Raw genomic sequence first — 4,524 nt, 5'->3', positions numbered from 1 at the left:
CTGCCAGGATCCGGGACGCTGTTTTTATTTAAGAGGGGAGAGAGAACTCGGGGGGCTGACGCCCCCCGCTCACCAGTTACTCGCTGTCCGTCAGACCGAGGACAGCATCCATGCGGTTCGCCACGTCGGCGAGGCGGTCGAGGTCGCCGCCGCGGACCTCGGCGGTCGCCCAGCCGCGGTAGCCGATCGCTTCCAGCGCCGCCCGCACGGCGTCCCAGTCGACGCTGCCCTCGCCCAGTTCCACGCCAAACCCTTTGTAGAGGCCTTCGCTCTGCTGGAGCTTGCGGCTGTACTCCTTGACGTCCAACTTGCGGATGCGTTCGCCCAGCACCGTGATCCATTGCTCCGGCCAGCCGATGCGGACGACGTTGCCGACGTCGAAATACGCCCCGACGGCCGGCGATTCGAAGCCGTCGATAAACCTCGCGAACTCCAGCGGGCTGAGCAGGAAGTTGTTCCAAACGTTCTCGAACAGCACGTCGACGCCGGTCTCCTCCGCGACCGGGAGGGCCTTGGTGATCTCGATTTCGGCTCGGGCGTAGGCGTCGGCGTAGCCGGTCGCCTCGTCGACGACGCCGGGGATCACCAGCACCGAGCTGCCGCCGAGCTCTTCGCAGTCACGCAACGCCTGTTCGAGGCCCGCGACGGCCCGGGCGCGGATCGCTGCGTCGGGGGAGGAGAAGCGGTCCTTCCAACTGTCGCCGTACACCACCCCGTGGATCGGCAGACCGACGGCGTCGCGGGCCGCCAGCAGCGCCGGCACGTCGCGGTTCGACCCGTCGATTTCGATCCCGGCGAAGCCGGCTGCCTTCGCGATCGCGAACTTCTCCTCCGGCGAGCCTTTCCCGCCGATCATCGAGAGCTTCACCCCTTTGCGGTAGCGGGGGGCGTCCTCCGGGAAGTCGGTGACGGCGGCGGGGGGGGCGGCCCGCAGCGTCGTCGCCGCGGTGAGGGCGGCGGCGGAGCCGGCCAGGAAGGTGCGACGCTGCATCGGGGGAACGCTCAGGCGGAGGGGAAGCTCCGCGAGTGTGACGCTCTCCCCCGGCGCCCGCCAGCAGGGGGACCGCCGCCCCGGCATCGGGGCGAACCGTTCGCGCGCCGATCCCCGTTGACCGACGCGGCTCGCCGGACCTACCGTCCCGAATCCGACGGACCGGCGGCGACAGGATCATGCGGACTCTTCGAATCCCCCGCCGCTCCCCCGCGGACCCCGGCGCTCCGGCGTTGACGATCCACGCCCCGGCCAAGCTGAACCTCACGCTGGACGTGCTGGGCAAGCGGCCGGACGGGTTCCACGAGCTGGAATCGCTGATGGTCACCGTCGGTTGGTACGACACGCTGACGTTCGCCCCGGCGGAGCGGTTCGAGCTCTCCGTCACCGGCGCCGCGGGGGTGCCGTGCGACGAACGCAATCTCGTCGCCCGGGCCGCGACCGCCTTGGCGCACGCCGCGGGCCGCGAGCCGGCGGCGGCAGTGACGTTGCACAAACGCATCCCCCACGAGGCGGGTCTCGGCGGCGGGTCCAGCGACGCGGCCGCGGCCCTGCTGGGGCTGAACGAACTTTGGGACTGCGGGCTATCGCGGGAGGAACTGCGCGACCTCGGGGCGACGATCGGCAGCGACGTGCCGTTCTTCCTCTGCGGCTCCCCGGCCGGGGTGGTGCGGGGGCGGGGCGAGCGGGTGGAGCCGGTGGACCCCGGCCCGCCGCGATGGGCGGCGCTGGCGAAGCCGCCGATCGGCCTGTCCACCGCCGCGGTGTTCGCCGCGTGGGGCGGCCGGGAATCCGCCCGGGCCACGGAGCAAGCGCTCCAAGTCTACGGCACGGCCGGCGGGGCCCTGTGCGCGGCGACGGCCAACGATCTCGACGGCCCGGCGACGGAGTTGGAACCGGCCCTCGCCGCGGAACAGGCCGCTTTCGCCGCCGCCGGCCTCGTCCGTTCCTGCCTGTCCGGCAGCGGGACGAGTCGGTTCGCCCTCTGCCGCTCCGCCGCTGCCGCCCGCTCGGCCGCGGCGGCCCTGCGGCGCCTGCGTCCCGGCCCGGTCGCCGCCGTGCCGCTGGCGGTCTGACGTTTCGCCCGCCCGTTTCTTCCCGATTGCTTCCCCCTCGACAGCCGTTGCCGTGAAGATCACCGACGTCCGCGTGAAGCTCGCCCCCGGCGCCGACGCCGCCGGCGGGGAGGCCGGTCGCCTGCTGGCGTTCTGCTCGATCACCCTCGACGGGTGCTTCGTGGTGCGGGACCTGAAGTTGATCCGCGGGGAACAGGGCGCCTTCGTGGCGATGCCCAGCCGCAAGATCACCGCCCGCTGCGAGGCCTGCGGCGGAAAAAACCCGTTGCGGGCGAACTACTGCGGAGACTGCGGGGCGGCCTGCAACGAGGCGGAGGACCTCGCCGCGGGCGACGGCCGACCGAAGCTGTACGCGGACATCGCCCACCCCATCAACGCCGCCTGCCGGGCGGAGTTGGAAGCCAGCGTGATTGCCGCGTGGGAACGGGAGCGGGTGCTGGCCGCCGCGCCGGACTACGTGTGCCGGTACGACGACTGCGACCTCGGCGAGTCGACGCCGCTGCGTCCGCTGAACCGGCCCGACGTCTCGCCGCGGTCGCTGCCGAACGCGCCCGGCGTCACCCGGCGGCTCGACGGGGCGGAACTGAACCGGACCGCCCGGCCGCCTGTCCGCAGCCCGTTGCGGGCGGCCCGGCGGAACGAGCCCGCGGGGACCTTCGGCGACGGACTGTGAGCTTTCGGCCGGTCGAAGCGGTTCGACCGGCGGGGAGGGTTCGTCGTAGCCGATAGGTGAGGACGACGCCGCCCCTCACCCTCTCGCCGGAGACCGCCGCCCGTGGGGATGTTCCGCGAACACGTCGCCGTCAGCGGGACCTGCGGGGCCGCCCTGGCCGCGGGGATGTGGATCGCGACGCCGATCGACGGCGTGCAGGCCGGGGTGGCGTTCACGTTGGTCGCGGTGGGCGGGACGCTGCCGGACCTCGACAGCGACCGCGGCAAGCCGATTCAGGAACTCACGGCGCTGCTGGGCGCCGCGGTGCCCTTCGTGCTCGTCCGGCGGTTTGCGGAGGTCGCCCGCAGCTTTGACGCGATCGTGGGGCTGGGCATCCTCACCTACCTCGCCGTCCGGTACGGCGGGGGCTGGTTGCTGCGCAAGCTGACCGTGCACCGGGGGATGTTCCACAGCCTGCCGGCGATGATGATCAGCGGGCTGCTGACCTACCTGGCCTACAAGAGCCCCGAGCCGGGCATCCGTCTGCTGATGGCGACCGCGGTGATGACGGGGTTCGCCTCGCATCTGGTGCTGGACGAATGGTGCAGCATCGACTGGCGAGGCCTGACGCCGCGGCTGAAGTCCTCGGCCGGAACGGCGATCAAGTGGGCCGGCGACCGGCCGGCGGGCACCGTCGCCTGTTACGCGCTGCTGGCCGTCAGCTTCTACGCCGTGCTGATCGACGGCGATCTGATCGAGGTGAACCGTGTCGGCGTGCCGCAGCGGGTCGCCGACCAACCGCGCGAGCCGGGGCCGTGGATGGCCGTCTCGCCGGAGACCGGGGAGCGGGCGCCCGTCGAAGATCAGGAGGAGGGGTTCGGCGACGACCCGGTGCGGACGGTGGAACGCAGCGGGGCGATCGTCATCCGGTAGGGTCCGCTGTGCGGACCGTTCTCTCACGGCTGCGAGCATTTCTCGACGGTCCGCGGAGCGGCCCCTACGCGAGGCGCCGCAGCACGTCGTCCTTCAACTTCGCGTTGACGCTGATGCCGTCGCCGCCGTCGGCCCGTTCCTCGCCGGCCCACGTCACGAAGTGGCCGCCGGCTTCCTTGACGATCGGCAGCAGAGCGGCGGCGTCCCACAGGCTCATCACCGGGTCGATCATCACCTCGGCCCGACCGGTGGCGACCAGCATGTGTCCGTAACAGTCGGCCCAGCCGCGGGTCAGGCGGTAGTCCGTGTTGAACAATTCGAAGGCTTCCTTCATCGCGCGGTCGGTCCACCGTCGCGGGTTCGCCGTGCAGAGCAGGGCGTCGTCCGGCGAATCGATCTCGGACACCTTCGCCCGCCGCTTCGATCCGTCGCCGCGGACCCACCAGGCGCCCAGGCCCTCGGCTCCGTAGACGACTTCGTTGAGCCCCGGGAACCGGGAGACGCCCAGGACGCACTCGCCGTCCCGCTCCAGCCCGATCAGCGTGCCGAACAGCGGAACGCCGCGGACGAACGGCTTGGTGCCGTCGATCGGGTCCAGCACCCAGCGGTAGCTGTTCGAGCCCGGCACCTCTTCGAACTCTTCGCCGAGGATGCCGTCGTGCGGGAACTTCGCGGCGATCGCGTCGCGGATCCGCTCCTCGGCGCCCTTGTCGGCGACGGTGACGGGGCTGTCGTCCCCCTTGCGGATCACCTCCAGGTCCGGGTTCTGGAAATACTCCAGAATAAACGGCTGCACGTCGAGCGCGGCCTGGTTGGCGAAGTCGAGGCGTTCTTGCAGATCGGACATGAGCAGAGTGTAACGCGGAGGCCCC

The 4,524-nt window shown here is 71.6% G+C and carries 5 protein-coding genes; 3 read left to right on the top strand and 2 right to left on the bottom strand.

Features of this window, described 5'->3' with window-relative positions:
* Positions 1-76: 76 nt before the first annotated feature.
* Entirely contained in the window at positions 77-991 is a 915-nt protein-coding gene (locus tag ACG2DA_RS21805) for a sugar phosphate isomerase/epimerase family protein (protein WP_395258666.1), read from the bottom strand.
* 179 nt (positions 992-1,170) lie between these two features.
* Between ACG2DA_RS21805 and ACG2DA_RS21800 the strand changes: the two genes are divergently transcribed.
* From ACG2DA_RS21800 to ACG2DA_RS21790, 3 genes are all read left to right on the top strand, one after another.
* Entirely contained in the window at positions 1,171-2,067 is an 897-nt protein-coding gene (locus ACG2DA_RS21800; RefSeq protein ID WP_395258664.1) for a 4-(cytidine 5'-diphospho)-2-C-methyl-D-erythritol kinase, read from the top strand.
* 52 nt (positions 2,068-2,119) lie between these two features.
* A complete protein-coding gene (locus tag ACG2DA_RS21795; RefSeq protein WP_395258662.1) occupies positions 2,120-2,740 on the top strand; it encodes a septation protein SpoVG family protein in 621 nt (206 codons plus the stop codon).
* 108 nt (positions 2,741-2,848) lie between these two features.
* Positions 2,849-3,652: a metal-dependent hydrolase gene (locus tag ACG2DA_RS21790; protein WP_395258660.1), complete on the top strand. Its 804-nt coding sequence runs from the start codon at positions 2,849-2,851 to the stop codon at positions 3,650-3,652.
* A 64-nt stretch (positions 3,653-3,716) separates the two neighbouring features.
* On the opposite strand, the gene ACG2DA_RS21785 is transcribed toward ACG2DA_RS21790, so the two are convergent.
* A complete protein-coding gene (locus ACG2DA_RS21785; protein ID WP_395258659.1) occupies positions 3,717-4,499 on the bottom strand; it encodes an inositol monophosphatase family protein in 783 nt (260 codons plus the stop codon).
* Positions 4,500-4,524: the final 25 nt, after the last annotated feature.

Origin of the sequence: Alienimonas sp. DA493, from assembly GCF_043951915.1 — a bacterium.
Lineage (GTDB): Bacteria > Planctomycetota > Planctomycetia > Planctomycetales > Planctomycetaceae > Alienimonas.
This window is presented reverse-complemented; position numbering and strand designations above follow the sequence as displayed.

What these genes read in the sequence shown, in the direction of transcription:
- ACG2DA_RS21805 (WP_395258666.1), bottom strand. Translation starts at nt 991, where the DNA reads ATGCAGCGTCGCACCTTCCTGGCCGGCTCCGCCGCCGCCCTCACCGCG.
- ACG2DA_RS21800 (WP_395258664.1), top strand. Translation starts at nt 1,171, where the DNA reads ATGCGGACTCTTCGAATCCCCCGCCGCTCCCCCGCGGACCCCGGCGCT.
- ACG2DA_RS21790 (WP_395258660.1), top strand. Translation starts at nt 2,849, where the DNA reads ATGTTCCGCGAACACGTCGCCGTCAGCGGGACCTGCGGGGCCGCCCTG.
- ACG2DA_RS21785 (WP_395258659.1), bottom strand. Translation starts at nt 4,499, where the DNA reads ATGTCCGATCTGCAAGAACGCCTCGACTTCGCCAACCAGGCCGCGCTC.